Here is a 25,769-nt window from a genome sequence, read left to right as displayed (position 1 = left end):
CTATTGGCGAAGCAATTCCAGATTTGATCCCGACAGGAGCCCTAGACATGAGCACTTTGCCCGCCATCCGCTTTGCCGAGTATGATCCAAAAGAGCTGTCGGGTATGACCGGACATGTGGCCGTTCTGGTGACCCCAGGGGGCGTGATGGATCAGGCCGCGCGCGCGGCCAACCGGCTGACCAAGGGCGCTCTGGCGCGGTTGATCGCAGCCCCTGGATTTCACAAGCACAAGCCTGGAAAGGTTATCACCTTGGCCTGGCCGGCTGGTTTGATGGCCGAAGCCCTGCATGTGTTGGTGTTGCCACGGCGCGTTTCCCCAACCGAGGCGCGCAAGGCAGGGGCAAAGCTGGCGGCAGCAGCACCAGAAAAAAATCTGACGGTGATGGCCGGTGCCATGTCCAAAGCGGCAGAACTTGCGATGGGCATTGCCCTGCGCAGCTATGGTTTTGACAATCACAAATCGCCCAAAGACGATGCGCCGACTGATCTGCCGACGATCACGGTCGCGCATAAATCGGCCGATGACATGGCGTCCGCCTACGCGCCGCTGGCCGCTGTGGCGGAAGGGGTGCATATGACCCGCGATCTGGTGAACGAGCCTGCAAATGTGCTTACCACCGTCGAATTCGCGCGGCGTATCAAAGAGATGTCCGCACTCGGGCTTGAGGTGGAAATTCTGGATGAGGCCGCACTGGAAGAGCTGGGCATGGGGGCTTTGCTCTGCGTCGGACAGGGCTCTGATAGCCCCTCTCATGTGGCTGTGATGCAGTGGAAGGGCGGCGCCGAGGCCGCAGCCCCGCTGGCGTTGGTGGGCAAGGGGGTGGTGTTTGACACTGGCGGTATTTCCCTGAAACCGGCGGCGGGCATGGAAGATATGACCATGGATATGGGCGGCGCTGGTGTTGTGGTTGGTACCATGAAGGCGCTTGCCCTGCGCAAGGCCTGTGCCAATGTGGTTGGCCTGGTCGGGCTGGTGGAAAACATGCCTTCTGGCAATGCCACCCGTCCTGGGGATGTGGTGAAATCCATGAAGGGTGACACCATCGAGGTGATCAACACCGATGCCGAGGGGCGTTTGGTGCTTTGTGATGTGCTGTGGTACGCGCAGGAACGCTTTAAACCCTGCGGCGTCATTGATCTGGCGACATTGACTGGTGCGGTGATCATTGGCCTGGGTCATGAAAAGGCCGGGGTCTTTTCGAATGATGATAGCCTGTGCAATGGCTTCCTGAAGGCGGCCGAGGCTGCGGATGAAGGGGCTTGGCGCCTGCCTCTGGCGCAGGGCTATGACGATCAGCTGAAATCGCGCATTGCCGATATGAAAAACGTTGGTGGCCGCCCGGCGGGCTCTATCACTGCGGCGCAGTTCCTGAAGCGATTCATCAAGGAAGACATGCCTTGGATCCATCTTGATATCGCCGGTGTCGCCTCGGTGAAATCGGCCACCTCCTATGCGCCAAAGGGGGCAACCGGCTGGGGGGTCATGGCATTGGATCGTCTGGTGCAGGACCAGTTCGAGACCGAAGAATAACCGACAATGGGAGCCGCCTATTTCTACCACCTGACCCGCCGCCCGCTGCAAGAGACACTGCCAGTGTTGTTGCAAAAGGCGCGCGGTGCGGGCTGGCGCATTGCAGTGCGGGGCCAGGACGTCGGGCGCATGACCTGGCTGGATGAAACGCTATGGCAGGGGCGGGCTGATAGTTTTCTGGCGCATGGCCTGTCGGGCGGCGCCCATGATGCGCTGCAACCCATCCTGCTGACCACCAGCCAAGCAAGCCCAAATCAACCTGATTGTTTGATGACTGTGGATGGCGCGCCGATCACCCCAGAAGAGGTGCAGGCCCTGCAACGGGTCTGCATCCTGTTTGATGGAACCGACGAAAGCGCGGTGCAACAGGCGCGTCTGCAATGGAAATCACTGACGGGTGCCGGCTGTTCGGCGCAGTATTGGTCCGAAGAATCGGGGCGCTGGGAGATGAAGGCAGAGGCTTGATCCTGAACCGCCGCGCCTGATGTCAAACCCCGCTATCTGCCATATCTGATTATCTTTGCCGCGTTGCGCGGATTCTGCGGCGGCCGTTCTGACAGAGACCGAAATTTTCCGCGCCTGTGTGCCTTATTCAACGTATCTTGCCGCCCCTGTTTTCCCAACAGTTGATGCGCCAATTGCAAGCGCATATGCGCAAGAAAAGGTTGAACTTTGCAGATCACCCGGTGATCTGGCGGCCGCCTAGCGGGTTAAAACCAGCGCGCCGTTGCGGATTTCGATGCTGGACCAGCGCTGTAAATAGGTCATCCCCAGAAGTGATTTATCCATCTCTCCTTGATTGACCCAGGCCCGCAGATTTTGGTCGCGAATGGGGCCAAGGGCCAGCTCCTTGATCCGGATCGGCGCCGTGCGCACCTCGCCATTGGCGGTTGTGGCACGCCCCAGATAGGCCAGAGTTTCCGGTTCAAACCCGGCGCGGCGGGCGTCTGACGCGCTTAGCACCACCTCAGAGGCACCAGTATCGACCAGAAACTCTATCGCGGCGCCATTCACGGTCAGGGTCAGATAGTAATGCCCATCCGGTGCCCGTGGCACCGTGACCTGCCCGGCGGCTCCCATGACGGATTGCTGCGGGCGCAGGGTGTGGCGGATGTCGCCCCACAGCCCATAGGCCGCAATCACGCCGAGAAAGATGAAACCCCAGATTGCCAGTTGCTGCACGGTTTTGCTTAGGCCCTGACGGTTTTGCACAAAGACCCAGGAGCCAACCGCGCAGAGCAGCAGAACCAGATAGATCAGGCGACCAAAATCAAGATTTTCCACGCGTGTGATCCTTTGTTGGTGATGACTTATGGGGTGCTCTGGGCTGGCTGATGGGGCGTCTTAGGTGGCAAAGCCAAAGTCGCGCAGCCCGTCCAGCACGAACTGCACACTCAGCGCTGCCAGTAGCATCCCCAACAGGCGGGTCACCACATTGATGCCGGTTTTGCCAATCGCGCGTTCGAACAGACCAGAGACAAGGAACATCAGCAGCATCAGCGCCAATACGCTCAGCACCACGCACATCACCAGGGCAAAGCCTTCCAGTCCTGGTTTTTGCCCCGATAGCAGGATCACCGTCGCAATCGAACCCGGGCCTGCAATCAGCGGAATAGACAGCGGAAAGACGGATGGATCCTCTGCCGCAGTGGCCTCTTCCCCCTGATGTTCGCGCCGTTTGGTGCGCCGTTCAAACAGCATGTCCAGCGCTGTGAGAAACAGCAGCACACCGCCCGCCACGCGAAAGGCGGCCATGGAAATGCCGGCAAAGCCCAGCACCGCCTCGCCAAAGGCGGCAAACAGCGCCAGCAGCACCATGGCGGTCAAGGCGGAACGCAGCGCAATAGAGCGACGTTCCTGTGGGGTGGCCCCCTGTGTCAGCGCCAGAAAGATCGGAGTAAGGCCAATGGGATCAATGATCACAAAGAGCGTCACAAAAGAGGTGATCAAAAAGGCGGTGTCGATCATAGGGCCTCGGCTTTTTCCAGTTTTTCCAGAGCCCGCATCCAAAGCAGTTCTGCGCGTTCCAGCGCCACGATGACTTCGCTATGTTTGCCCTGCCAAACCCGAGCTTCGTCTTTTTTCTCGGGTTCGTAAAGCTCCGGATCGGCCAGCTTCACATCCAGTTTGTCCTTCATCTGAGTGAGCTTGTTGACCCGTTCCTCAGACTTGCGCGCCTCTTTGCGCAGGGCCAGAATCGCCTCACGCGATGGGCGTGCGGCTTTCGGCTTGTCTTTTTTAGCGGCCTTGGCGTTGGGCTTGGGCGCGGGCTTGTCTTTCTCCAGAAGCAGCGCCCGGTACGAGGCAAGATCGCCCTCGTATGGTTTGACGGTGCCTTTGGAAACCAGCCAGAGCCGGTCGGCCACCAGGCTGAGCAGGTGCATGTCGTGGCTGACCAGAATAACCGCGCCGGTATAGGCGGTCAGCGCCTCGACCAGAGCTTCACGGCTTTCGATATCAAGGTGGTTGGTCGGCTCATCGAGGATCAGCAGATGCGGCGCATCCAGGGTGGCCAGCAAGAGAGACAGGCGCGCCTTCTGCCCGCCCGACAGACGGCCCACTTCGGTATCGGCCTGGTCGGCCCCAAGGCCAAATCCAGCCAGACGCGCCCGCAGGCGCGGCTGGCCCTCACTGGCGCGCTCGCGCATCAGGTGCTGTAGCGGGGTTTCATCGATATACAGCTCGTCCACCTGGTGCTGGGCAAAGAAGCCGATGCGCAGCTTGCTGGACTGCGCCATCTTGCCCCCCATCGGTGCCAAACGGGCCGAGAGCATTTTCGACAGGGTCGATTTGCCCTCGCCGTTTTTGCCCAGCAGCGCGATGCGATCATCCTGGTCGATGCGCAGATCCAGATTGCTCAGGATCACCTTGTCATCATAGCCGACCTTGACGCCCTCGGTGGCGATAATGGGCGGCGACAGCTCTTCCGGGGTGGGAAAGGTGAAAACGGTGCGCGCGGCATCTTCGGGTGCGCGGATGGTTTCCATCTTTTCCAGCATTTTGACGCGGCTTTGCGCCTGTTTTGCCTTGCTTGCCTTGGCCTTGAAGCGGTCGACGAAGCTTTGCAAATGGGCGCGCCGGGCGTCTTGCTTTTTCGCCTGAGCCGCCTGATTGGCCCGGTTGGCTGCGCGCTGGCGGGCGAATTGATCATAGTTGCCGCCATAATAGGTCAGCTGTCGGTCTTCCAGATGCAGGATGCCGCCCACGGACCGGTTCAGCAGTTCCCGGTCGTGGCTGATGATGATTACAGTGTGCGGGTATTTGACCAGATAGGCCTCAAGCCAGAGTGCGCCTTCGAGATCAAGATAGTTGGTCGGTTCGTCCAGCAGCAACAGGTCGGGTTCGGAAAACAGCACCGCCGCCAGGGCAACCCGCATCCGCCAGCCACCTGAAAAGTCAGAGCAGGGGCGCTGTTGTGCCTCTTCGTCGAACCCCAGACCTTTGAGGATCGAGGCGGCGCGCGCTTCGGCGGACCAGGCGTCGATATCGGCCAGCCGGGTCTGCACCTCGGCAATGCGGGTCGGATCTGTTGCGGTCTCGGCCTCGGCCATTAAGGCGGCCCGTTCGGTGGCGGCAGCCAGCACGGTGTCGATCAGCGACACATTGGACGAAGGCGCCTCTTGCGCGATGCCACCGATCTGGGCCTTTGACGGCAGGGTGATCGACCCCGTCTCAAGCGCCAGCTCGCCGCGAATAAGGCGGAACAAGGTGGTCTTGCCGGTGCCGTTGCGCCCCACCAGCCCTACTTTGTGGCCGTTGGGAATGGTGGCACTGGCCTCTTCGAACAGAGGGCGGCCTTCAACCGAATAGGTGATATCCTGAATACGTAGCATGGGGTCATCCACTGTCGCAGTGTCCGCGCCTTGTCAATGCGTCTCGGGTGGCATTTGTGGGTTCAGTCACTTCTTGGGCCTGGCTGGCGCCGATTGTCACCTTCTAAATCGCTGCGGCGCGGGCTGCGTCACGCGACGGATTGGCAGGGCTGGTCTGGCGCAGGGCTTGCTGATAGCAGGGGGACACCTAGCGACAACTTTCTGGTGAAATAATGCGGGCTGCGCAGAGTGCTCCTCATCTTGTGACGCTGATCGTCAGCACCGCGTTGGCGGTTTTGTCACTGAACATGTTCCTGCCATCGCTGCCACGGATCGCGGCCGACTTTGACAGCAGCTATAGCCTGGTGAACCTGTCGCTTGGCGGGTATCTGGCGCTGTCGGCAGTTTTGCAGCTGATCATGGGGCCGCTGTCGGATCGCTATGGGCGGCGGCCGGTTCTGCTGGCGTCGATGCTGGTATTTGCGCTGGCCTCGGTGGGTTGCGTGCTGGCAGAATCAATCTGGGTGTTCTTGGGCTTTCGCATGTTGCAGGGCGCCGTGGTGGCGGGGCAGGTGCTGTCACGTGCGGCCATCCGTGATATGTACTCTACCGCAGATGCGGCCAGCAAGCTGGGCTATGTCACCATGGCAATGGCGCTGGCACCGATGCTTGGGCCGATGCTGGGCGGCGCATTGGACATCGCCTTTGGCTGGCGCTCCGGCTTTGTGCTCTATGCGGTTCTGGGGCTTGGCGTGCTCTTGCTTAGCTGGAGCGATTGGGGCGAAACCAATCACCAGCGGGCTGCCACATTCGGGGCGCAGATGCGCAGCTACCCAGAGCTGCTGCGCGCGCGCCGGTTCTGGGGTTATAGCTTCTGTCTCGCCTTTTCCATCGGGGGGTTTTACGCCTTTATCACTGGGGCGCCCTTGGTGGCGGCGGCCTGGTTCGATTTGAACCCGGCGCTCTTGGGGGTGGGGATCGGGATTATCACCTGCGGGTTCATGGTTGGCAATTTTGTTACCGGCCTGCTGGCGCGGCGGGTGCCGCTGATCTCGCTGATCCTTGCAGGGCGTCTGGCGGCGGTTGTTGGCCCGCTGATTGGATTGAGCCTGTTTCTGGCCGGGCAGGGCGCGACGCTGGTGTTCTTTGGCTCTGCTATTGCGGTGGGCTTTGGCAATGGTCTGACTGTTGCCAATGCCAGCACGGGCCTGATGTCGGTGCGGCCGCATCTGGCAGGCAGTGCTTCGGGCCTGTCGGGGGCCATTGTGGTGGCGCTGGGGGCGCTTATGACCACCGGAACCGGCTTTTTGGTGACGCCTGACAATGCACCATTCATGGTCTTGACGATCATCCTGCTGTCCAGCTTCTGCGCCCTGGCCGCAGCCCTTTATGTCCGCTGGCTGGATATCCATGAGCCGCTGGAGGAAACCGCGTAAGGCGGTTGCCTTTTTGACCTGGCGCGCAACTCTCCCTCTTCCCATGTGCCTACAGGCATGGTAGGCGGCGCGCGATCATATGGCGCAGAATTTCTGGCGCCGGTTTTAAATGGAGAACTCCCGATGGCTCTGCAACGCACTTTTTCGATTATCAAACCCGATGCTACCCGCCGCAACCTGACTGGCGCGATCAACGCCAAATTTGAAGAAGCTGGCCTGCGCATCGTCGCACAAAAGCGCATTCAGCTGACCAAGGCACAGGCCGGCAAATTCTATGAAGTGCACGCCGAGCGTCCCTTCTATGACGAACTGTGCGAGTTCATGTCGTCCGAGCCTATCGTTTGCCAGGTTCTGGAAGGTGAAAACGCCATCGCGAAAAACCGCGAAATCATGGGCGCCACCAACCCAGCCGATGCGGCACCCGGCACCATCCGCGCCGAATTTGCTGAATCCGTTGGCGAAAATTCGGTACACGGTTCCGACGCACCTGAAACAGCTGCTGTTGAAATCGCCTACTTCTTCTCTGGTCTGGAGCTGGTCGGCTAAGCCACCGCTTTGGTCTTAGGACAAATTCGGGTCGCATCGGTCTAGTGCCGGTGCGGCCCGTTTTTTATGGCGATGTCGCCTTTGGCTGGATAGGCCCGGCGCTAGGCGTTTGCGGGTTTCTCGATCACGCCTATCTGATCCAGGATGCGCTCAAACTCTGAAAGCCCTGTGTCAAAGCTATGCGCCTTGATGGCGTCAAACCGTTTGCGCAGGGCCTTTTTCTCTTCGCCTTTGCAATCGTTCCATGGCCGTCCCTGCAGTGCCATGACCAGCACGTAATAGCCAATGAAATGCGGCTTGCTGCCATTGGCCAGCAGCCGTGCATAGGCGCTATCCGCACCCAGGCTGCGCAGCTCTTCTGCGCTGTGAATACCGGCGCGTTTACAGGCCTCTTCATAGGCGGGGCCAAGATTGCGGATGGTTGAAATCGGTGTGGACATAGGGCGAACATAGACCGGGTTTGCCGGGCTGTCACCCGAAGGTTTTGCCAATTCGCGGCCTCTGTCAGCGCCGGATGTGATTGACAGTTGCGGTTTGGTGGCGGACCCTGCGCGCAGTTCTATCGGAGGAGCCACCTTGCCCATATCCGCAGATTTCACACCGGTGATTGACGTCAGAGATTTTGATCTTGCTGCGCCCTTTGACGGCTTTGTCGAAGATCCCTTTCCCATCTATGATGCGCTTTTGGCGCAGGCGCCAGTGCTACCACAAAAGGATGGGTCCTATGTGGTCAGTCGCCATGCGGATCTTGACCGGATATACCGCGATACGACCTTGTTTTCATCCGACAAAAAGGCGGCCTTTGCCCCCAAATTTGGCCCGGAGTCCGAACTTTTTGAGCATCACACCAGCTCTTTGGTGTTTTCCGACCCGCCGCTGCATACGCGGGTGCGCCGGGTGATGACATCGGCCTTGACGCCGCGTGCCATTGCGCGGATGGAGCCAGGGTTGATTGTCGCAGTAGACCGGTTGCTGACGCAGATGGACAGCCGCGGGGAAGTGGACCTGATTGAGGATTTCGCGGCCTGCATTCCAATCGAGATCATTGGCAATCTGCTGGATGTCCCCGCGGATGAACGCGCCCCGCTGCGCGATTGGTCTCTGGCCATTCTGGGCGCGCTGGAACCCGCGCTCAGCGCTGAAACCCTGGCGCGCGGCAATCGCGCCGTTGCCGAGTTCAAGGCCTATCTGGGCGATCTGGTGGCGCGGCGACGCGCGGCGCCTGGTGATCCCGAAACCGATGTGCTGACCCGGCTGATCAATGCCGAAACAGGCCCGGACGGGGCTGAGGGGCTGAGCGAAATAGAATTGATTCAGAACTGCATTTTCATTCTGAACGCGGGGCATGAGACCACAACAAATCTGATCGGAAACGGACTGGCCCTTTTGCACGACTATCCGGTGCAAAAGGCGCGACTTCTGGCGCAGCCAGAGTTGATGAAAACCGCAGTCGAAGAAGTGCTGCGCTATCGCTCGCCCAATCAATTGGGCAATCGTGAAACCACGGATCAGGTAGAGATTGGCGGGGTGACGATTCCGGCGGGCAGCAATCTGCATCTGGTGATTGGCGCGGCCAACCGCGACCCAGAGGTTTTCGTCGAGCCCTCCAAATTTGACATCGCGCGCAAGCCAAATCGCCATCTTGCTTTTGCGGGCGGGCCGCATGTCTGCGTCGGGCTGACATTGGCGCGGCTGGAAGGCAGAATTGCGCTGGAACGCTTTCTTGCACGCTTTCCCGACTACAGCATTCTGCCGGGGCGGCGGGATGGTGGGCGCATGCGTTTTCGCGGCTACGCAGCCTTGCCGACGCGCTTGTCCGGGACAGATGGGCACCCCGCCGAGGGATGACCTGGGCCAGGCAGATGGCCTGCAGGCGGGCGCAGTGTCTAAAACAGGCCGGCCTCTTTGGCAGCCATCGCGGCCTGGGTGCGGTTTTTTGCATCCAGCTTGCGGCACAGGGTGCGCATATGCAGTTTGATCGTCACTTCCTGCAGATCCAGGTCGCGGGCGATTTCCTTGTTGGCCAGGCCTTTGCAAAGCCCTTCCAGCACCTGAAATTCACGCTGGCTGAGCTTCTCTGCCAGCGGATGGGTTGATGGTGTGGCCTCTTCGCGCATCAGATCAACCGGAACATAGACCTCTCCGGCGACCATGAAACGAACCGCATTGAGAAGTGACTGCGCCCCCATGGTTTTGGGAATAAAGCCAATTGCCCCCAGTTTGAGCGCTTCTTGCGCGGTTTTGGCCGGAGCACTGCCGGACAGGATGGCGACACCCTTGCCGCCATTGGCTTCGATCGCAGCACTAAGCCCCACCAGCCCGTTCATTCCGGGCATCTGATAGTCCAGCAACACGAGATCAAACGGCCCCGCATCGCGGATTGTGCGCAACGCCCCGTCGATGTCGGTGGCCAAAGCAACGATCGCGTCGCCTTTGCTTTCGAGATAGGCAGAGATGGTTTCGCGGACCATATCGTGGTCGTCTGCTAGCAGGATACGCATGAATTTCTGTGACCTGTTCAACTGGGTTCACTCAGAACGTACAACTAGAAGTCTTTCAATTCCATAAAGTTTTCAGGACAATTCTCTGCGCTTCTTTGCGGGCGAGCAATCTGTGCTCTGACTGTGGTTGTAGAGCGGGGTGTTGGTATGGGCAGTCATATAATGTGGGGGAGTTGGCGACCTTTATAATCTGCCAAGGTTGTCGATCTTTCCTGGTCTTTCTGGGTGTCGGGTACTGGCCCTATACGGAAGGATAGGCCCGGTATCCTGAGGCGTGGATGAGTGTTCGCACCAGATGTGTCAGGGTTTATGACAGATAAACGTCTGGCCCCTAGGCTGCGGCATCAGGTGATGCGCAAACGGGGCCGTCGGAAAGTTGGAGAGAAACATATGAAACGCTGGAAGATGATATTTTCGTTGGCCTTTTTGTGTGGCCTGCTTGGCCTGTCAGCAACAGGTGACATTGGCATGGCGCGGGCAGAGACCCAGTCCGGGCAGGAACCTGTTTTGCTGACAGTGGCCCAGGAAGGCGGCACCTCGCCGCTGCTAAGCCTCTCTCTCCAGGATCTGCAGGGCTTTGACATCGAGAGCTTTACAACGGCGACAATTTGGACAACCGGACCGCAAGAATTTACCGGGGTGCCTTTGGTCGATATCCTGGCACGGCTGCAGCAGGAACAGGGCCTCAAGACCACCAGTATCAAGGCGCGTGCGGTGAATGATTATATGGTGGAAGTGCCAGTATCGGATGCCGTTGAGGGCGGCGCGATGATTGCCTTTCAACGCAATGGCAAGCTAATGTCTTTACGAAACAAGGGGCCGTTGTGGGTGGTTTATCCCTATGACAGCAATGCAGCCTATCGCAGTGAGGCAACCTATTCTCGCAGTGTCTGGCAACTGGACCGGCTGATTGTTGAGACGACGCTGCAGTGATCATTGGAACTGGCTGATGCTGCGAGACGCAGGTCGCCTGACAAGAAAGGCCAAGATGGCTGAGTGATATGATGCAGACCAGCCGACAGGCCCAACAGACGCGCACCACAGAGACTGTCGCCCCCGCAGGATTGCGCGGGGTCTTCTCTGCAGCTTGGCCTTTTGGTCGCAAGCCTGTCGTTCTGCTGCCAGGGGGCTGGCCTCGCATCACCAAGGTCTTGTTTTTTCTTGCGCTTGTGATCTTGCCGCTGCTTGCAGTGCAGGCCGTGAGGATGGGGCTGGAGGTGGTGCAACGCCTTGATGGCCTGTCCGCTGCAGCCACCGATAATATGCAATGGGTTTTGTCGCAGGCCGAGGTCGAGCACCTGAAGCTGCAATCCGAAACGCTCTTGGTGGTGGAACCCGCAGATCTGGCGAAGGTGCGGCGGCAATTTGATATCTATTACAGCCGTATCAATACCTTTGTTGAGGGGCCGCTTTTTGCGGATATGCGCAACAGTGATCGGGGGGGCAGGGTGCTGCACCGCCTTGAGGCCCGGCGCGAAACCCTGGTGGAATTGATTGACGTGCCGGATGCAGAGTTGATGCAAAACCGAGCTGAGATCCTGGCGCAGTTGCAGGGCAACGGCGATGAGGTACGCGAACTGGCGCTGCTCGGCGTGTCCATGCAGGTCAAAGGTGCCGAAGGCAAGCGCTTGAATCTTTTTGCCCTGCTGTCGCGTATGGCGTTTGTCGTGGTGGCGCTTGTTGTTGCTTTGGCTATCACCGCCTTGCTCTTGGGGGGGATGTATCGCCGGGGTCGAGCCCTGGCGATGGAACGCAGCAAGGCGCTGTCTCGGATGGAGGCGATGATCTCTTCTTCGCTGGACGCCATTCTCGTGGTGGACCGGAAGGGGACGATCCTTGCCTTCAATGGCGCTGCCGAGACAATCTTTGGCTACAGCCGCGACGAGGCGATTGGCGCCAACATGGAGCGCCTGATCATTCCGCCGCATCTGCGGGCAGCCCATCGGATGGGAATGGATCGCTATTGGCAAACCGGCGAGCCGCGCCTTGTCGGCAACGGCAGGGTGCAGCTGGACGCGCTCCGCAAATCCGGCGAGGTCTTTCCGGTCGAGCTGTCTCTTTCGGTGAGCCGCAGCCAGGCGGATCTGGTGGTTGTCAGCTATATTCGTGACATTTCCGATAGGATCGCTGCCGAAGAAGCGCTGCGGCGCGCCCGCGATGATGCCCTGGCGGGGGAACAGGCCAAGGCCAATCTGCTGACAGTGATGAGCCATGAGATGCGCACACCGTTGACGGGCATTCTGGGGGCGGTTGATCTGCTGCATCTGACTGACCCCGATGAAGAGCAGCTGCGCTATTTGAATGCAATGCAGGTTTCCGGAGAGCTGCTGCTGAACCACGTCAACGATATCTTACAACTGTCGAGCCTAGAGGCCGGGGTTGCCTCCGAAGAGGCCAGCGCCTTTGATCTGCGGCAGATCCTTGATGGCCTGGTCGAGAGCCAGAAGGCCTCGGCGTCTAACCGGGGCAACCAGTTGGTCCTGAACTATAATATAAAAGGCGGCGATTATGTCGTGGGCCGCGTGCGGGCGCTGCAGCAGGCGCTGCTAAATCTGATTGGCAATGCGATCAAATTCACAAGCGACGGGCAGATCACGGTCGATGTTGAACACAGTACAAGCCCCGGCCAGATTGCCTTTCATGTTTCTGATACCGGTGCTGGGATAGCACCGCAGGACCAGAAACGGATCTTTGAGGATTTTATCACCCTTGATGCCAGCTTTGGGCGCGGCAGCGAGGGAACCGGCCTTGGCCTGGCCATCACGCGCCGTATTGTCGATTCCCTGGGCGGCAACATCACCTGCGAGAGCGAATTGGGCGAGGGCAGCCTGTTCACCCTGACCCTGCCCTTGACGCTGGAGGCCAAGCAAACCCCAGAGCGTGCACAGGACAGGCCTGCGCTGGAGTGCAGCTTCAAAATCCTGGTGGTGGAAGACAACGATATCAACCGCGAATTACTGCAGCAGATGTTGCAGAGCCAGGGGCATCAGGTTACCGCCGCCGCTGGTGGGGCGCAGGCGGTCGAGGCCTGCCGCATGCAGAAATTTGACCTGATCCTGATGGATATCAGCATGCCAGAGGTGGACGGGATCGAAGCGATCCACCGAATTCGTGCCGGGCAACTGGCCGAAGGGGTCGAGATCGTCGCGCTGACCGCCCATACCGGGCCAGAGGACCATGCCCGGATTCTTGCGGCAGGGTTTGCCGAGGTGGCGACCAAACCAATCAGCGGGCTGGATTTGGCGGCGCTCGTGCTGCGCCGCGCGCAGGGTTCGTCCGCTTTGATCGCGTCGGCTCCGCAGGCTACAAGCGCACAGCCAGCACGCGGCCAATCCGATATTACCCAGTTTTTCGAAACGCTTGGCCCCGAACGTGCCCAGGCATTCCTGCAGACCTTCATTGCCGAGGTTACGCAGTTCATCACTCAGATTCAGGCTGGCTCAGCATTACAAATGGCGCAGCGCAAAGAGGCCCATCGCCTCGCGGGATCGGCAGCTGTTCTGGGGCTGGCAGAGCTGCGCAGTGCCCTGAGTGACATCGAGATGCTACCAACTGACGCGCCACCCGCCGCTGCCGCGCTTGAGAGCAGCTGGCAGATGGTAGAGCCGATGTTGCAGGCGCATCTGACACAGCCCGCCCATACGGCGTAGTGTGCGCGCTTGCCCAGGCCGTGACCGTTCGCGCAGTTCATCGGCTGCACATCAGCGTTGGTACCGCTGGATCAATCAGGCCAGGTGAACACCTGTAATTCAGAACATGAGGTGCGCTTGAATGTTCGTTTCCCCGGTGTCCCCAAAATAGATTAAGGGCCTAGAGGCGTAGCCTCTAAGCCCTTGAAATCTTTGGCTCCGGCGGTAGGGATCGAACCTACGACCAATTGATTAACAGTCAACTGCTCTACCGCTGAGCTACGCCGGAATATGTGCCCGATATAGCTTTGCGGTTTTTGCGCGTCCAGAGGAAAACCGCATATGTCGAAAGTTTTTTTCCAACCTCTTTACCAGGCGCCACAGGAGAGGGCCGCGGCCTGCGGTTTTGGGATGGTCATGCGGTTGCAGTGCAAGCGCGTTCGCGGCGTTCGCAGGCGACTTGCGCAGAGAAGCGTATTGCATCCCTGGCTGTGCCCTGACGCTGAACCGCAAAAGCATTGGCTGTTCGGCTGTTTCCTGCGGATGTGTGCCATCAGGTCTGCGCCGCCCACAGCGCCTGCCGTATTCCCTGTTCAATTGCATCATGGTTCAAGATAGGGTCTAACTGACCTGACCTCGCCAAGGGGATCTGCTATTGTAACCCTCTGAAAGGCGAGCAGGATAGTAGAGGCTTTGTCGCGTTGCGCGCGGTCAGGCCCCTGCAAACAGAGCAATGTTCGCCAACAGTATCACGATGATGTGGGGCTGTTTCATGCTGAAAATATTGGCGCATCTGTCGCCATTTCATCTGCCAAGAGAAAGTTCCATGCCGTGGTAATTGCACCCAAACCCCCACTTCTGGCCGTCCTGATCGACGCGGACAATATCTCTGCCAAACATGCAGAGGTCATGTTCGAAGAGATCGCCTCGCTTGGCGAGGCCAGTATTCGCCGTATCTATGGTGATTTCTCTGGTAACGGTGCGCAGGGTTGGACCAAGGAAAAGCTGGCGGCTTTGGCCATTGTTCCGCACCAGCAGTTCGCCAATACCACAGGAAAGAATGCCTCGGATATTGCTTTGGTCATTGATGCGATGGATATCCTGCATTCCGGTCGGTTTGACGGCTTTGTCCTGATTTCCTCTGACAGTGATTTTACCCGGCTGGCCAGCCGAATACGCGAACAAGGCGTGGATGTTTTTGGCATGGGAATGCGCAAAACCCCGGCTGCATTTGTAAAGGCCTGCAAGCGTTTCATCTATGTCGAGAACCTGACGCCTGAGCCAACAAAGACATCACAAAAACCAAAGCCGCAAAAGGAAGAAGCCCTGGTTGGCGCGCCGGCGCAACTGGAAGACCCAAGCAAGCTGGTGAAGCGCGCCATGGATGCAATCAATCAGGATGACGAATGGTTCACACTAGGGCAGATCGGTCAGTATATCAGCGCCGCTGCACCTGATTTTGACACCCGCAGCTATGGCAAACGTAAACTCAGCGATCTGATATCAACGCTGAAAACCTTTGAAACCAGACGCGGCGAGGGCAACCAGATCTTGGTGCGCCGGTTGGACTGAGTTTCTGACCATTTCATGCCTGCGCCAAACCGTCAGTGCACCGTGACCACCGTGCAATCGGCCTGCTGATTGACTTTCTGCGACACGCTGCCTTGGAAAATGCGTTTTATCGGTCCCAGCCCTCGGTGGCCGATCACGATCATGTCTGCACCAACCTCTTTTGCCATGCCGAGAATGCCGTCATCGTAATTGCCATTCACTACACGGGTTGAGACGGTCTTGGCACCCAACTCTTTGGCATGGCTGGCAGCGCGGGCTGCGATTTCGTCACCGATCACCGCGATTACTCTCTCGCGCTCTGCGCCTGTGAGATCATTGGAGAACAGGGCATCCATGTTGGATGGAATGTCACCCAGGTGAAACGGCTTTTGCGATTTGACATGGTGTACCAAGTGCTCAACTTCAGCCATGCGGCTCAATTCTTCTACCTGCGCACTATGCTGCAATACGTGACCGACAGTCAGCGGGACACTAAGCTTTGCGGCAAGCTCGGCTGCCAAACCAACCGCTCGGTCCGCCGTTTTTGAGCCGTCCGTTGCGACGAGGATACTGGAAATCATGTCTCCCTCTCCCTTTTGTGTGATGAGAGAGAGACTAAAGAGCGCGGTCTTCAGATGCATTGATGCCGGTCAAGACCCGGCACATATTCCGAAGACCTGCATTGGGAAACAGCTTTCCCCCATGATCTGAGGTTGGCGCAGCGGTGGGGTTCAGGTGTTCTTTTGCAGGCTATGGCGCGTCACCGCGGCTGGTGGTGGCTGCTGTTGGGGCGGGCCGATCGACAGATCAGTGATCTGAGCTTTTCCATTTGTCCGGGGTCACATAGACGATGTTATCATCAACACTGACCATCACTTCACCGTCCTGAATATTGACCTGCAGCCGCATTGAACGACTTGCGAGTTTTTCCAGGTTGCGGGTGTCGGTCTCGGAGAAATTTATAACCTGAAGATTATCAAACCGAGTGGTGCTGTTTTTGATCTTCTCCCACCACATCTCAGCGGGTTTGCCGCCGTAGCAATAGATAATCACCTCGTTGGCTTTGCCGCAGGACTGGCGCACGATCTTCTCGCTCGGCAGGCCTAACGCCACCCATAATTCAAGCTCGCCGCTCAGGCTTTTTTGCCAAATGTCTGGCTCGTCATCCGTTGACAGGCCGCGCGTCAGTTCCAATTGTTCATGCGCATTCAGCGCAAAAGCGAGAAGGCGCACCATCAGCCGTTCGTCTGTTTCGGACGGGTGTTTGGCAACGGTCAGTTTGTGGGTCTCGTAATAGTGACGGTCCATATCGCAAACGGAGAGTTCAACTTTATAGATGGTGGATTTTTGCGCCATGGTCTGTCCCAAATTTGCGTAGATAGGGATGCCTAGTGCGTCTGGTGGCTTTGTGAAAGCGATAAAGTGACATGGCCAACAGAAGGGATGCGGCAGCGATGGGGTTTTGTTCGGACGACATCGCTGCCGCGCAGGTGCTGCTAGGCCACTGCAATGGGGGCAATCATCAATGTGCTGCCTTGCTGTCAGACGGCGCTTCGTCGCGGTCATACAGGCCGTAGTCCCGGATGACACTGGCGATGCGCAGGCGGTAGTTGGCAAAAACGCCGTCTCGTCCCTGCGATTGCGCAGCGCGATGCGCGTTCAGATTGCGCCAGCGTGCAATTGCGGCTTCATCCTCGAAAAACGACAGGGACAGGATCTTATCCGCATTCGTCAGGCTCTGGAACCGCTCGACGGAAATGAAACCTTCGATCTCGTCCAGCATCGGGCGTATCTGGGCAGCGATGTCTAGATAATCGCCTTTGCGCCCCGGCGCTGGTTCAACCTCAAATATGACTGCAATCATTGGACCGCACCGGGCCCGTGCGGCGTAGATACGCATTTCAGGAATGTCCTGTCTTCGCGCAGCAGGAACTTCTCTTTCTGCGCGAATTCGTAGTTTTCCCGTCCCAGCGGGTCCGCCGCAAGGCGCGCTCGGTAGGCTTCATAGTCTGCAAGGCTCGCCAGGTTGTAGATGCCATAGGCCAGCGTCGAAGATCCTTCATGTGGGGCGTAATACCCGATCAGATCAGCGCCGCAGCGCGGGATGGCCTGCCCCCAGTTTCGGGCGTATTGCGCGAACTGGGCCTTTTTTGTCGGGTCGATGTGGTAGCGAATTATACAGGTTAGCATGGCTGTCTCTTTCATAGGTGTCGTGCCACTACGCTAGTCGATTGCGCGGCCTGAATGTTTCGACTAGGGTCGAAGTATGAAAGAAGGTCCAGATATTGCCCAGGTCGCCACGCTGATCGGCGACCCCGCGCGCGCCAACATGCTGACCGCCCTAATGAGCGGTAAGGCCCTGACGGTGAGCGAACTGGCGCAAGAGGCCGGAGTTACGATCCAGACCGCCAGTTCGCATTTGTCAAAACTGGATGCCGGTGGGCTGCTACGCCCGCGCAAGCAGGGGCGGCACAAGTATTTTTCGCTTGCCAGTGATGAGGTCGCCCATGTTCTAGAAGGGTTGATGGGGCTGGCGGCCGGCGCCGGACATCTACGGAAACGCACGGGTCCGAAGGATGCGGAACTGCGCAGGGCGCGGGTTTGCTACAACCATCTCGCCGGAGACATGGGGACGCAGATGTTTGATAGTCTGATCGCTCAGGGGCATCTTGTTCTGGAGGGCGCAGACCTGGCGCTGACCCAGTCAGGGCTGGCTTTTGTATCAGATTTTGAGATTGACGCAGAAGCATTGCAGCGGGCGCGTGCTCCGCTCTGCCGAGAATGCCTGGACTGGAGCGAGCGACGGTCGCATCTGGCGGGCAGCCTTGGCCGCGCGTTCCTGACCCGGTTTGAAGACCTGACCTGGGCTAAACGCGATCAAAAGACCCGTATCGTTTCCTTTTCGGATCCGGGGGCTGTCGCCTTCCATCGCCTGTTTCCGGTCGCTCACCCCTAGCGGGACCTGTCCCGTGGTGCAGGGCGCGCGTAGACAGGGCCTGCGCGCGACAAGAAATCTCGCCATGCTATCGCAACTTCGTAGGTGGAAGGCTGGAAGAGGCGGTCAAAAGCCTACTTCCAGGCTCGCTGTCCTGACGGGCAATGATAAGTCCAATCCCTTCAGGAAGAAGATCGTCCCGCTTACCGGACAAATTCAGCAGTATTTAGAGCATTTCTTTTCCCTGAACCAGAATAGGGGTGAAATAGGTCTTGGTCCGGCCGCCAATAGTGATCGGATCAATCATTTCAACGCAGGTTTGGTAATGTGCGGTTTTGCGGTGCTCATCCAGCGCCGCTTCGCTTTCAAAGATCTCATAGACGAAGAAATTGTTTGCATCCTCGGGGTCGTGCAGCAGGTCGAAGCGGATATTGCCCGGCTCCTCGCGGGTGCCATTGCAGTTGATGGTGAAAGCCTCAAGGAAGGTATCTCGTGTGCCGTCCTGTACCTTGATGTTGACCAGTTGAATAAGCATGGGAATCCTTTCGGGAGTTTTCTGAATGGGTGCGGCGTCAGGTGCCGGGGGCCTGCCACATGGAGGTTGTTACATGTGAGGTAACAAGTTCGCGCTGCACCGCATAGGCCTTGGCCCAGCGGGCGCTGGCGTCGGAATAGAGCGCGTGAAGGTCCGGGTTTGGGGTAAACTCGGCCTCTATCTGGGACCAGGCATTTCCGGCTTCGCGGAGCGAGTAAAACAGGCCCGCGCCAGTTGCCGCTGCGGCGGCGCAGCCCTGCGCGGTGGCTTCCTTGACGCGCGGGGTGGCCACGGTCAGCCCGGTCACATCTGCAAGGATCTGCGACCAATGGGCCGATTTTGAGGCTCCACCGGCAAAGATGATCCGCTGCGGACGTCGGTCAGTCAGATCAAACACCGCTTCGAGGTTGCGATGCGCGACGATGGCGGCGTTTTCCTGCAACGCGCGGAAGATTGCTTCGGGGCCAGCGCGTTCCGGGTCGATCGACAGATTCAGTAGCGACGGCGCGGCATGGAACCATTCACCATAGCGCATCACGTCGGAGAAAATCGGGATGATACCGTAGGCGCCTGGTGGTACGGATTTGGATGCGGCTTCCAGTTCGCTGTAGCTCTTGCCCTGGCCAAAGGCATCGCGGAACCAGCGCATCACCGCGCCAGTGAAAAAGCTGATCGCCTCGGCCTGGTTGAGGTCAGGCACCACATGCGGGTTGATCCGCAGGTTCATGGTCGGGTCCGCCAGGCTGAGAGGTACATTGACCACCTGTTGCCAGAAGGTGCCGCCCAGAACGGCACAATCGCCTTCATTAACCACGCCCAACCCCAGTGCGCCGGTTTGGCAATCGCCACCGCCTGCAACCACCAGTGTGCCGGGCGCAAGACCGGTTTCTTTGGCGGCGGCTAAGTGTACCTCCCCGATGACCTCGCCGGTGCTGACCGTGCGCGGAATTAGGCCCGCGGGCAGGTCCATGCGATCAAACACATCGCGCAACGGGGCACGGTTTTGTAGGCCAATCAGGCCGGTAGTCCCTGCATTTGACGGCTCCGAGGTGAGTGCGCCTGAGAGGCGATACAGCACCCAGTCTGATAGCATGGTCAGGGACTGAGCGCGCTCCAGCACCTCGGGCATATGTTTGCGCAGCCAGATCAGCCGCGGCAATGCGCCAAGCGCGTAGGTCTGCCCAGAGCGTGCATAGATGTCCTGTTCCAGATCCGGATGACCTGCCTTGAGCGCGCGCACCTCTTGGCTGGCGCGGGCGTCGACATTTGCGCAGGCCCAGATTTCTGCGCCTGTCTTGTCGTGCAACACAAAGGCTTCACGCATGGCGGTGGCACTGACGGCCTTGATATCCTTGGGGTCGATGCCGGACTTGGCAATCACTTCACGGCAGCAACGGGCGAGCGTGGCCCAGTTGCCTGCAGTGTCGAAATCCATTGAGCCGGGGTAGCGCGGGTCTGAGGCATGCCACCATTCTTGTCCCGATGCGCAGATTTCTGCGCCAGTGTCGTCGAACAGGACTGCGCGGCCGCTCCCGGTGCCTGCGTCAATTGCCAGATAGTATGTCATGTTCAGACCTCTGCTGCGTCGAGAAGGGCGAGGGCGGTGGGTTCATCCGTGACCAGAATGCTGACGATCTTGCCGCGCAGGGCGGACAGGATCGGGCCCACCTTGGTGGCGCCACCTGCTGCACCGATGACCTGGCTGGAATTGCGCAGCTGGTCGAGATCCACACCGATCACGCGTTCATGCAGGGGCAGGGCGAGGCCTGCGCCACTGCGGTCATAGAACCGGCACAGGATATCACCGCGCGCGCCGCCGCGGCGCAGCGGGTCAATTTCGCCCGGTGGGATATAGCCATGGCTGACCACGGTTGCCGTCTCGCTGATGCCGCCGATGCCGACGAGTTTGTAGTCCGCCTCAAGCGCCTTGGCCATCAGGGTGGCCACAGTTGGTTCCTGCATGAGCGCCTGCGCCAGTTCGGGGGTGGAGACCACCAGCGGTGCGGGGATGATGTTTACATTGCGGTGCCAGTTGGCCTCGCGCATGCCTTCCACATAGGTCTGCACGCCACCGGTCAGGGAGTACAGTCCAACCCCACGCTCCTGTGCGGTGTAGCCCAGCATGCGGATGGAATGGGTGACGGTGTCGCCCCAGCCAACCGACAGGCTGTCGCCGGGAGATAGCTTCTGCATCAGATACTGCGCTGCAGCCTGACCGATGCGCATATTGGTATCGTCGATGGGGCTTTCGGGAATGACGCGGCAATCGCTCAGTCCGAACTGCTGCTTCATGCGGCTTTCCAGTTCCAGGCACCCACGCTGCCGCGAATTGATTCGCAGCTGGATCAGCCCGGAGGTGCGCCCGGCATCCAGCAGTCGCGAGACCTTGATGCGGGACAGGTTGAGGATCTCACCGACTTCGCTCTGGGTGAGGCCGTCGTTGTAGTAAAGCCAGGCCACCCGTGCCAGCAGCGCTTCGTCAGCGTCGTTTGTTGTCTGGTCGGTCATAGGGGCCTTCCTCCACGGCTCACAAGATCATTTAACTAATGACAGATCATTTGTTCAAGTCAATCCGCTTCTTGTTGGGCGGTTCAGGTGAGTGAAATTGCAAAATTTGCGATTCAAGGCGGTTGACAGGATTTGATTATGCTGAACAAATGATGAGGTCGCTAACAGATGATCAAATTGGCGAATCCAGATAGGGGTTCCGGATCAGCGCTTCAGCGGCAGAGCCGATAACGTTGAGGAGGCGTTATGGAACCTGTGCTTGCAGAGCTGGACTCTGTGTCAAAAAGCTACGCTGGCGTCCCGGTGTTGAAGCGGGTGAATTTCTCGGTGCGTGCCGGGGAAATTCATGCGCTGTTGGGCGGCAATGGGGCGGGCAAGTCCACGTTGATGAAGATACTCGCAGGGCTGGTGCAGGCCAGCGGTGGCGAGGTGCGGATTGCCAATGCTCCACTGGAGCCTGCGACCCCCGCGCAGGCGCTGGCGATGGGGCTCTATCTGGTGCCTCAGGAGGCACATATTTTCCCGAACCAGTCGGTGCTTGAAAACATCTGTATCGGCCTGCCCAAGCCTTCTGCTGCCTATCGCGCACGGGTTGAAGAGCTGATCGCGCAGATTGGCGTGCCCCTGTCGCCGGATACCAAGGCCGCAACGCTGGAGATTGCCGACCGGCAGATCGTAGAAATCCTGCGTGGCCTCATCCGCGAGGCGAAGGTGCTGATCCTGGATGAGCCGACCTCAGCCCTGACGCCGCATGAGGTGCAGACCCTGTTTGCGCGCATGCAGGCACTGCGGGCTGCGGGTCACGGGCTGGTTTTCATTTCACATAAGCTGCACGAATTGCGCGCGGTCTGTGACCGGATAACGGTGCTGCGCGACGGCAATGTGGTGTTGAGCGCTGGCATGGACCAGAGCACGGACGCCGATATTCTGACCGCGATGAGCCCGGGTGTGACAGAGCTGGAAACGCGCGGTGCTGGCAAGCAGATCTCACGCGGGGTGGTGTTGTCGCTCGATGCGCTCAGCGGTGAAGGCTTTGTCGATATCTCGTTTGAGGTGCGCCGCGGTGAGGTGTTGGGGCTGACTGGTGTGGTCGGGGCAGGGCGCACCGAGCTGGCCGAGACCCTTGTTGGTCTGCGCCCGCGCGGTAGTGGAGATGTCATACTTGAGGGGCAGGCATTTCTGGCAAACTCCCCCAGTGACGCTGTGCGTCAGGGCATTGTGCATCTGAGCGAGGATCGGCAACAATACGGGCTGTTTCTTGCGGCACCGCTGTTTTGGAATGCCTCGTCCTTTGTTCATGACCGGCTGCCCTTCTTCCTGCGCCCCAATGCTGAGCGCAAGCGCTTTGCCCAGTACCGCGACATGCTGGGAATTAAATGTGCCAGCCCGGATCAACCGGCAGGAAGCCTTTCGGGTGGCAACCAGCAAAAGGTTCTATTGGCCAAATGCCTTGCGGCCGAACCGAAGCTTTTGATTCTGGACGAACCCACCCGCGGCGTCGATGTAGGCGCGCGCAACGATATCTACCGCATCATCGAAGAGCTTGCGGCCCAGGGCACCTCGGTGCTGCTGATCTCGTCAGATTTTGACGAGGTGGTGCGCCTGTCGGACCGGATCACGGTGATGGCTGGCGGTCATGTGGCGGGAGAGCTGCCCGCTGGGGCAACCCCGGATGAAATCTCACAACTGGCCTTTGAGGCCCAGGAGGCCGAGCATGTTTGAGCGGATCGCCCGCGACCGTGTCGCGACCCTGTTTCTTGTCACCGTGGCCGTACTGTTGCTGGTCGGGCTGGCCGCGCCGGGGTTCCTGTCGGCCGGGACGGCCACCATCATCTGGTCCAATGGGCTGGTGCTGATGCTGGTTGCCTTGGGGATCTTTCCGGTCATCCTGACGCGCAATATCGATGTCTCGGGTGGTTCCATCCTTGGGCTGTCTGCGGTGGTGCTGGGGCTGGCTCTCAACGATGGGTTTGCGCTGCCGCTGGCGCTTGGCTTCGCGCTTGGGGCAGGGATCTGTGCCGGGGTGGTGAATGGTCTGCTGGTGGCTGGGCTTGGTGTACCATCCATCGTGGCGACGCTCGGCACGCTTGGCCTGTTTCGCGGGGTCATGCTGATTGCTACCGGAGGTGAGTGGATCGAGGAACTCCCCGAGGCGCTCAAGTCGCTTGGTGCGAAATCCTATGGCGGGCTTTCCATCATGGGGATTATCACCGCATTGGTGGTCGTCGCAGTCTGGTGGTTCTTGCGAAGCAGGCGGGGGCGCTGGGTGATGGTGACCGGCGACAACCGTGAGGCGGCGCATCATCTGGGCCTGCCGGTACGGCGGATTGAGCTGTTGGCCTTTGCCTGGGCGGGCGCGATGTATGCGCTGGCCGGGATCACTTTTGCGGCGCAGATCGGATTTGTGCCCAATCAGGCTGGCAGCGGGATTGAGCTGCGTGCGATTGCGGCGCTGGTGCTGGGTGGGATCAGCCTGCTGGGCGGGGTTGGTTCCGTTGGTGGAGTAGTGATCGGCGTGATCTTTTTCACCTCGATCGACACCTCTCTCGTGTTCCTGAAAATACCGGCCTACTGGAACGACCTGATTGGCGGTGCGATGCTGCTGGGCGTTTTGTTGATCGATGGACGGCTGCGCATCGCGCTGGAGGCCCGCGACCGGGCCGCACGCTATCGCCGAGGCAGCAATACAGAACAGAAATCCCAACCGCTGGAGGACGCAGCATGAAACGCTATGTGATGCGGTGGGAGGTGCTCCTGCTGGCCATTCTGGTGGCCGAACTTCTGATCTTTGGCATGATCAACCCGCGCTTCCTGCGTCCCAGCTCTTTGTTGTTTGGAACCTCGGACTTTGTGCAGGTTGGCATCGTCGCCGTGCCGTTGACGCTGGTGATCATCGCAGGTGGCATCGATGTGAGCTTTGCCTCAACCGTGGGGCTTGCTGCGATTGCGTTTGGCATCGCCAACTTCTTTGGTCTGCCTTTGCCGCTGTCGTTGCTGGTGGGCTTTGCCACCGGGGCGCTTGCAGGTGTTCTGAACGCCACCATCATCCGGTTGACGCGGTTGCAGCCGCTCGTGGTGACGCTGGGGTCGCTCTACATGTTTTCGGGCGCGGCGACAGTTCTGTCCGGTGTTGTGGGTGCAAATGGCTACGAGGGGATCGGCGGTTTTCCGGCAGGGTTCACCGCGCTTGGCTATGCGCAGGTGATGGGTCTGCCGATGCCTCTGTTTGTCTTCCTGTGCTTTGCGGCGGTGCTGCTGGTATTGCTGCACCTGACCCGCTTTGGGCGTCTGGTTTTCCAGATCGGCCTCAACGAGAATGCCGCGCGCCATTCCGGCATGCCGGTGTTTCGGGTGCAGCTTATGACATACGTGCTGACCGGCCTTGCTGCTGCGCTCGCCGGGATCATGCTGTCGGCCTATTTCGGCTCGGCGCGGGTGGATCTGGGCAGCGCGACGCTGCTGCCCGCGATCACCGCCGCGGTTCTGGGTGGTGCGTCCATCTATGGCGGCAAGGGATCGGTGCTGGGCACGGTCATCGCCACATTCATCATCGGATATCTGCAACAGGGCCTGCAAATGAGCGGTGTCCCCAGCCAGATTTCCAGCGCGCTGTCCGGGGCGTTGCTGGTTCTTGTCGTTGCGCTGCGCCACGGGGCTGCGCTGCTGCGAGAGTTTTTACCGGAGCGCTCGGCGCAGGCCAACTGATCCGGGCACAGGTTCCAATGGAGGAGGAAACCACAATGAAGACCACTGCAAAACTGCTCAGCACAATCGCGGCTGGCCTGATGATGACCACGGCAGCAACCGCTGCGGACATCGCCTTTGTTCCCAAGCTCGTCGGTGTCGGCTTCTTCACCTCGGGCGGCAATGGTGCCACCGAGATGGGCGACAAGCTGGGGGTCAATGTGACCTATGACGGCCCGACCGAGCCGAGCGTGTCCGGCCAGGTTCAGTTCGTGAACAACTTCGTCAACCAGGGATATGGCGCGGTGATCCTGTCGTCGGTCTCGCCCGATGGTCTGTGCCCGGCACTGAAGCAGGCAATGGCGCGCGATGTTCTGGTGATGACTTGGGATTCCGATGTGAACCCGGAATGCCGCTCCTACTATGTGAACCAGGGTACGCCGGCACAGCTGGGTGGCCTTCTGGTGGACATGGCCGATGACGGTCTGGAAGGTAAGGAAAACGCCAAGGTTGCCTTCTTCTACTCCTCACCGACCGTGACCGATCAGAACGCCTGGGCCGAAGCGGCCAAGGCCAAGATCGCCGCCGAGCACCCCGGTTGGGAGGTTGTGACCACGCAGTACGGGTACAACGACGCTCAGAAATCGCTGCAAACCGCGGAAAGCATCCTGTCCGCTTATCCGGATCTCGATGTGATCATCGCGCCCGATGCCAACGCACTTCCGGCCTCTGCGCAGGCCGCTGAGAATCTGGAGCGTGGCGGCGATGTGACCATCGTGGGCTTTTCCACCCCAAACGTGATGCGCCCCTATGTAAAGCGCGGCACGGTTGAGCGGTTCGGCCTGTGGGACGTGACCCAGCAGGGCGCGATCTCGGTTGCGGTTGCGGCACATGTGCTGGCAAACGGCCCGCTGAATGTGGGCGACAAGATTGACGTGCCCGGCATCGGCGAAGTTGAGGTCTCGCCGAACGCGGTGCAGGGCTATGACTACGAAGCCGAGGGCAACGGCATCGTCCTGCTGCCTGAACGCACCGTGTTCACCGCAGAAAACATCGACAACTTTGACTTCTGATCGAAGTCATAAATACAATCAGCAGGG

25 protein-coding genes and 1 tRNA gene are annotated in these 25,769 nt (G+C 59.3%); 13 read left to right on the top strand and 13 right to left on the bottom strand.

The window, feature by feature from the left end; genetic code table 11:
• Positions 1-47: 47 nt before the first annotated feature.
• Together ACN0VH_RS03280 and ACN0VH_RS03275 are read left to right on the top strand one after the other, a co-directional pair.
• On the top strand, positions 48-1,532 hold the full coding sequence (locus ACN0VH_RS03280; protein ID WP_417699492.1) for a leucyl aminopeptidase: 1,485 nt from the start codon (positions 48-50) through the stop codon (positions 1,530-1,532).
• A 6-nt stretch (positions 1,533-1,538) separates the two neighbouring features.
• A complete protein-coding gene (locus ACN0VH_RS03275; RefSeq protein ID WP_417699491.1) occupies positions 1,539-1,997 on the top strand; it encodes a DNA polymerase III subunit chi in 459 nt (152 codons plus the stop codon).
• Between the two features lie 237 nt (positions 1,998-2,234).
• Here ACN0VH_RS03275 and ACN0VH_RS03270 read toward each other — a convergent pair whose 3' ends face one another.
• From ACN0VH_RS03270 to ACN0VH_RS03260, 3 genes are read right to left on the bottom strand one after another with little or no spacing between them, the layout of a single operon-like run.
• Positions 2,235-2,816 (bottom strand): retropepsin-like aspartic protease family protein, encoded by a 582-nt coding sequence (locus tag ACN0VH_RS03270; protein ID WP_278921828.1) that lies wholly within the window; start codon positions 2,814-2,816, stop codon positions 2,235-2,237.
• A gap of 60 nt (positions 2,817-2,876) precedes the next feature.
• Positions 2,877-3,500: a MarC family protein gene (locus tag ACN0VH_RS03265; RefSeq protein ID WP_278921827.1), complete on the bottom strand. Its 624-nt coding sequence runs from the start codon at positions 3,498-3,500 to the stop codon at positions 2,877-2,879.
• Positions 3,497-5,365 (bottom strand): ABC-F family ATP-binding cassette domain-containing protein, encoded by a 1,869-nt coding sequence (locus ACN0VH_RS03260; RefSeq protein ID WP_278921826.1) that lies wholly within the window; start codon positions 5,363-5,365, stop codon positions 3,497-3,499. Before ACN0VH_RS03260 ends, ACN0VH_RS03265 begins: the two co-directional genes overlap by 4 nt.
• 212 nt (positions 5,366-5,577) lie before the next feature.
• On the opposite strand from ACN0VH_RS03260, the gene ACN0VH_RS03255 reads away from it, so the two are divergent.
• A complete protein-coding gene (locus ACN0VH_RS03255; RefSeq protein WP_417699490.1) occupies positions 5,578-6,780 on the top strand; it encodes a multidrug effflux MFS transporter in 1,203 nt (400 codons plus the stop codon).
• A 123-nt stretch (positions 6,781-6,903) separates the two neighbouring features.
• Entirely contained in the window at positions 6,904-7,326 is a 423-nt protein-coding gene (ndk, locus tag ACN0VH_RS03250) for a nucleoside-diphosphate kinase (RefSeq protein ID WP_278921824.1), read from the top strand.
• A gap of 101 nt (positions 7,327-7,427) precedes the next feature.
• On the opposite strand, the gene ACN0VH_RS03245 is transcribed toward ndk, so the two are convergent.
• Complete coding sequence (locus tag ACN0VH_RS03245) at positions 7,428-7,766, bottom strand: TfoX/Sxy family protein (protein WP_278921955.1); 339 nt, start codon at positions 7,764-7,766, stop codon at positions 7,428-7,430.
• Positions 7,767-7,902: 136 nt separating this feature from the next.
• On the opposite strand from ACN0VH_RS03245, the gene ACN0VH_RS03240 reads away from it, so the two are divergent.
• Positions 7,903-9,174 (top strand): cytochrome P450, encoded by a 1,272-nt coding sequence (locus ACN0VH_RS03240; RefSeq protein ID WP_417699489.1) that lies wholly within the window; start codon positions 7,903-7,905, stop codon positions 9,172-9,174.
• Positions 9,175-9,212: 38 nt separating this feature from the next.
• On the opposite strand, the gene ACN0VH_RS03235 is transcribed toward ACN0VH_RS03240, so the two are convergent.
• Positions 9,213-9,827: a response regulator transcription factor gene (locus tag ACN0VH_RS03235; RefSeq protein ID WP_278921822.1), complete on the bottom strand. Its 615-nt coding sequence runs from the start codon at positions 9,825-9,827 to the stop codon at positions 9,213-9,215.
• Between the two features lie 390 nt (positions 9,828-10,217).
• Here ACN0VH_RS03235 and ACN0VH_RS03230 point away from each other — a divergent pair, with 390 nt between their 5' ends.
• Together ACN0VH_RS03230 and ACN0VH_RS03225 are read left to right on the top strand one after the other, a co-directional pair.
• Positions 10,218-10,760, top strand: a complete 543-nt coding sequence (locus ACN0VH_RS03230; RefSeq protein ID WP_278921821.1) for a putative pterin-binding protein — start codon at positions 10,218-10,220, stop codon at positions 10,758-10,760.
• 68 nt (positions 10,761-10,828) lie between these two features.
• Positions 10,829-13,477 carry a hybrid sensor histidine kinase/response regulator gene (locus tag ACN0VH_RS03225; RefSeq protein ID WP_417699488.1) on the top strand — a complete coding sequence of 883 codons (2,649 nt, stop codon included), beginning with the start codon at positions 10,829-10,831 and terminating at the stop codon, positions 13,475-13,477.
• A gap of 193 nt (positions 13,478-13,670) precedes the next feature.
• On the opposite strand, the gene ACN0VH_RS03220 is transcribed toward ACN0VH_RS03225, so the two are convergent.
• Positions 13,671-13,745, bottom strand: a tRNA-Asn gene (locus ACN0VH_RS03220).
• A 548-nt stretch (positions 13,746-14,293) separates the two neighbouring features.
• Here ACN0VH_RS03220 and ACN0VH_RS03215 point away from each other — a divergent pair.
• Complete coding sequence (locus ACN0VH_RS03215; protein WP_417699982.1) at positions 14,294-15,028, top strand: NYN domain-containing protein; 735 nt, start codon at positions 14,294-14,296, stop codon at positions 15,026-15,028.
• Positions 15,029-15,060: 32 nt separating this feature from the next.
• On the opposite strand, the gene ACN0VH_RS03210 is transcribed toward ACN0VH_RS03215, so the two are convergent.
• From ACN0VH_RS03210 to ACN0VH_RS03195, 4 genes are all read right to left on the bottom strand, one after another.
• Positions 15,061-15,588 carry a universal stress protein gene (locus ACN0VH_RS03210; RefSeq protein WP_278921818.1) on the bottom strand — a complete coding sequence of 176 codons (528 nt, stop codon included), beginning with the start codon at positions 15,586-15,588 and terminating at the stop codon, positions 15,061-15,063.
• Between the two features lie 226 nt (positions 15,589-15,814).
• Positions 15,815-16,363 (bottom strand): YaeQ family protein, encoded by a 549-nt coding sequence (locus tag ACN0VH_RS03205; protein WP_278921817.1) that lies wholly within the window; start codon positions 16,361-16,363, stop codon positions 15,815-15,817.
• A 166-nt stretch (positions 16,364-16,529) separates the two neighbouring features.
• Complete coding sequence (locus ACN0VH_RS03200) at positions 16,530-16,871, bottom strand: antibiotic biosynthesis monooxygenase family protein (RefSeq protein WP_278921816.1); 342 nt, start codon at positions 16,869-16,871, stop codon at positions 16,530-16,532.
• Positions 16,868-17,197, bottom strand: coding sequence for an NIPSNAP family protein (locus ACN0VH_RS03195; protein ID WP_417699486.1), 330 nt, complete (start codon positions 17,195-17,197; stop codon positions 16,868-16,870). Before ACN0VH_RS03195 ends, ACN0VH_RS03200 begins: the two co-directional genes overlap by 4 nt.
• Positions 17,198-17,273: 76 nt before the next feature.
• Here ACN0VH_RS03195 and ACN0VH_RS03190 point away from each other — a divergent pair, with 76 nt between their 5' ends.
• Positions 17,274-17,963: an ArsR/SmtB family transcription factor gene (locus tag ACN0VH_RS03190; RefSeq protein ID WP_417699484.1), complete on the top strand. Its 690-nt coding sequence runs from the start codon at positions 17,274-17,276 to the stop codon at positions 17,961-17,963.
• A 205-nt stretch (positions 17,964-18,168) separates the two neighbouring features.
• Here ACN0VH_RS03190 and ACN0VH_RS03185 read toward each other — a convergent pair whose 3' ends face one another.
• Genes ACN0VH_RS03185 through ACN0VH_RS03175 form a run of 3 tightly spaced genes read right to left on the bottom strand, consistent with a single transcriptional unit; the run spans position 18,169 to position 20,985 of the window.
• Entirely contained in the window at positions 18,169-18,477 is a 309-nt protein-coding gene (locus ACN0VH_RS03185; RefSeq protein ID WP_417699483.1) for an antibiotic biosynthesis monooxygenase, read from the bottom strand.
• Positions 18,478-18,514: 37 nt separating this feature from the next.
• Positions 18,515-20,044 (bottom strand): autoinducer-2 kinase, encoded by a 1,530-nt coding sequence (lsrK, locus tag ACN0VH_RS03180; protein WP_417699482.1) that lies wholly within the window; start codon positions 20,042-20,044, stop codon positions 18,515-18,517.
• 2 nt (positions 20,045-20,046) lie between these two features.
• Entirely contained in the window at positions 20,047-20,985 is a 939-nt protein-coding gene (locus ACN0VH_RS03175) for a sugar-binding transcriptional regulator (protein WP_417699481.1), read from the bottom strand.
• Positions 20,986-21,231: 246 nt separating this feature from the next.
• Here ACN0VH_RS03175 and lsrA point away from each other — a divergent pair, with 246 nt between their 5' ends.
• Genes lsrA through lsrB form a run of 4 tightly spaced genes read left to right on the top strand, consistent with a single transcriptional unit; the run spans position 21,232 to position 25,742 of the window.
• Positions 21,232-22,707 (top strand): autoinducer 2 ABC transporter ATP-binding protein LsrA, encoded by a 1,476-nt coding sequence (lsrA, locus tag ACN0VH_RS03170; protein WP_417699480.1) that lies wholly within the window; start codon positions 21,232-21,234, stop codon positions 22,705-22,707.
• Positions 22,700-23,710, top strand: a complete 1,011-nt coding sequence (locus ACN0VH_RS03165; protein ID WP_417699479.1) for an ABC transporter permease subunit — start codon at positions 22,700-22,702, stop codon at positions 23,708-23,710. Before lsrA ends, ACN0VH_RS03165 begins: the two co-directional genes overlap by 8 nt.
• Entirely contained in the window at positions 23,707-24,690 is a 984-nt protein-coding gene (locus ACN0VH_RS03160; RefSeq protein WP_417699478.1) for an ABC transporter permease subunit, read from the top strand. Before ACN0VH_RS03165 ends, ACN0VH_RS03160 begins: the two co-directional genes overlap by 4 nt.
• 35 nt (positions 24,691-24,725) lie before the next feature.
• The gene (gene lsrB / locus ACN0VH_RS03155) at positions 24,726-25,742 is read left to right on the top strand and encodes an autoinducer 2 ABC transporter substrate-binding protein LsrB (RefSeq protein ID WP_278921807.1); all 1,017 of its coding nucleotides are present in this window, start codon (positions 24,726-24,728) and stop codon (positions 25,740-25,742) included.
• Positions 25,743-25,769 lie beyond the last annotated feature (27 nt).

It is taken from the genome of Pseudophaeobacter sp. (assembly GCF_048267565.1).
GTDB lineage: Bacteria > Pseudomonadota > Alphaproteobacteria > Rhodobacterales > Rhodobacteraceae > Pseudophaeobacter > Pseudophaeobacter profundi.
This window is presented reverse-complemented; position numbering and strand designations above follow the sequence as displayed.

What these genes read in the sequence shown, in the direction of transcription:
- ACN0VH_RS03195 (WP_417699486.1), bottom strand. Translation starts at nt 17,197, where the DNA reads ATGCTAACCTGTATAATTCGCTACCACATCGACCCGACAAAAAAGGCC.
- lsrB (WP_278921807.1), top strand. Translation starts at nt 24,726, where the DNA reads ATGAAGACCACTGCAAAACTGCTCAGCACAATCGCGGCTGGCCTGATG.
- ACN0VH_RS03255 (WP_417699490.1), top strand. Translation starts at nt 5,578, where the DNA reads ATGCGGGCTGCGCAGAGTGCTCCTCATCTTGTGACGCTGATCGTCAGC.
- ACN0VH_RS03235 (WP_278921822.1), bottom strand. Translation starts at nt 9,827, where the DNA reads ATGCGTATCCTGCTAGCAGACGACCACGATATGGTCCGCGAAACCATC.
- ACN0VH_RS03175 (WP_417699481.1), bottom strand. Translation starts at nt 20,985, where the DNA reads ATGACCGACCAGACAACAAACGACGCTGACGAAGCGCTGCTGGCACGG.
- ACN0VH_RS03190 (WP_417699484.1), top strand. Translation starts at nt 17,274, where the DNA reads ATGAAAGAAGGTCCAGATATTGCCCAGGTCGCCACGCTGATCGGCGAC.
- ACN0VH_RS03275 (WP_417699491.1), top strand. Translation starts at nt 1,539, where the DNA reads ATGGGAGCCGCCTATTTCTACCACCTGACCCGCCGCCCGCTGCAAGAG.
- ACN0VH_RS03165 (WP_417699479.1), top strand. Translation starts at nt 22,700, where the DNA reads ATGTTTGAGCGGATCGCCCGCGACCGTGTCGCGACCCTGTTTCTTGTC.
- lsrA (WP_417699480.1), top strand. Translation starts at nt 21,232, where the DNA reads ATGGAACCTGTGCTTGCAGAGCTGGACTCTGTGTCAAAAAGCTACGCT.
- ACN0VH_RS03260 (WP_278921826.1), bottom strand. Translation starts at nt 5,365, where the DNA reads ATGCTACGTATTCAGGATATCACCTATTCGGTTGAAGGCCGCCCTCTG.
- ACN0VH_RS03160 (WP_417699478.1), top strand. Translation starts at nt 23,707, where the DNA reads ATGAAACGCTATGTGATGCGGTGGGAGGTGCTCCTGCTGGCCATTCTG.
- ACN0VH_RS03230 (WP_278921821.1), top strand. Translation starts at nt 10,218, where the DNA reads ATGAAACGCTGGAAGATGATATTTTCGTTGGCCTTTTTGTGTGGCCTG.
- ACN0VH_RS03225 (WP_417699488.1), top strand. Translation starts at nt 10,829, where the DNA reads ATGATGCAGACCAGCCGACAGGCCCAACAGACGCGCACCACAGAGACT.
- ACN0VH_RS03200 (WP_278921816.1), bottom strand. Translation starts at nt 16,871, where the DNA reads ATGATTGCAGTCATATTTGAGGTTGAACCAGCGCCGGGGCGCAAAGGC.
- ACN0VH_RS03265 (WP_278921827.1), bottom strand. Translation starts at nt 3,500, where the DNA reads ATGATCGACACCGCCTTTTTGATCACCTCTTTTGTGACGCTCTTTGTG.
- ACN0VH_RS03185 (WP_417699483.1), bottom strand. Translation starts at nt 18,477, where the DNA reads ATGCTTATTCAACTGGTCAACATCAAGGTACAGGACGGCACACGAGAT.
- ndk (WP_278921824.1), top strand. Translation starts at nt 6,904, where the DNA reads ATGGCTCTGCAACGCACTTTTTCGATTATCAAACCCGATGCTACCCGC.
- ACN0VH_RS03280 (WP_417699492.1), top strand. Translation starts at nt 48, where the DNA reads ATGAGCACTTTGCCCGCCATCCGCTTTGCCGAGTATGATCCAAAAGAG.
- ACN0VH_RS03205 (WP_278921817.1), bottom strand. Translation starts at nt 16,363, where the DNA reads ATGGCGCAAAAATCCACCATCTATAAAGTTGAACTCTCCGTTTGCGAT.
- lsrK (WP_417699482.1), bottom strand. Translation starts at nt 20,044, where the DNA reads ATGACATACTATCTGGCAATTGACGCAGGCACCGGGAGCGGCCGCGCA.
- ACN0VH_RS03210 (WP_278921818.1), bottom strand. Translation starts at nt 15,588, where the DNA reads ATGATTTCCAGTATCCTCGTCGCAACGGACGGCTCAAAAACGGCGGAC.
- ACN0VH_RS03245 (WP_278921955.1), bottom strand. Translation starts at nt 7,766, where the DNA reads ATGTCCACACCGATTTCAACCATCCGCAATCTTGGCCCCGCCTATGAA.